2 protein-coding genes are annotated in these 635 nt (G+C 44.1%); both read right to left on the reverse strand.

From position 1 onward, the window contains the following. On the reverse strand, positions 1-198 hold a 198-nt coding region (locus DW015_RS13660; RefSeq protein ID WP_207659400.1), incomplete at its 3' end, for a hypothetical protein. Next, the coding region (locus DW015_RS13205; RefSeq protein ID WP_147338179.1) for a DNA adenine methylase at positions 195-635 on the reverse strand (441 nt) is incomplete at its 5' end. The genes DW015_RS13205 and DW015_RS13660, both read right to left, overlap by 4 nt.

Raw genomic sequence — 635 nt, forward strand, 5'->3', positions numbered from 1 at the left:
CGTCCTCTCTATTTCTTCCTCCGAGATGCCGCAGTCGGGACGTTCTGTTTCAGGAGCATTGCGCCATATCGTAAGCGTCACTCCGTTATCATCGCACTCCATTTCTACAACAACAGGATTTCCGTTTTCATCATAAAGTCCCGAAAATTCGGTAGTTCCGTTGGTCGTGAGTACCTGTGCAAAAATTATCTTTTTCATAAAATTATACCTCCAAAATTGTCCGTTTCATCGTCAAACAGCGAGAGCTGGCGTACCGCCTGTAATCTCTCGCTTGTATCGTAATTGGATATGAGCAGCTCTGCATACTGACAGCCGCCGTCATACCGCTGTGCCAAATTGTTCAGCCTGCTTATCTCTTCAATGTGAATGTTTGGTTTATGCCATATCTCACGGATCTCAGGGCAATCGTTATACGAAACCAAAAATCTGCCTTTGATGTCAAGCAGAGCGTCACGCAGTCTGATATGATCTTTTGCAGTAAAACCTACGTCCTTGTAGTAATTCTCTGTAGCAAAATACGGCGGATCACAGTAGAAAAAGCTTACAGGTCTGTCATACTGCCTGATAAGCTTTTCAAAATCCTTGTTTTCAACTACTACCTTCTGCAATCTCCTTGCTGCCAAGTCTATCATCGG

The sequence above is a fragment of the Ruminococcus sp. AF37-20 genome (assembly GCF_003460465.1).
Taxonomy (GTDB): Bacteria; Bacillota; Clostridia; order Oscillospirales; family Ruminococcaceae; genus Hominimerdicola; species Hominimerdicola aceti.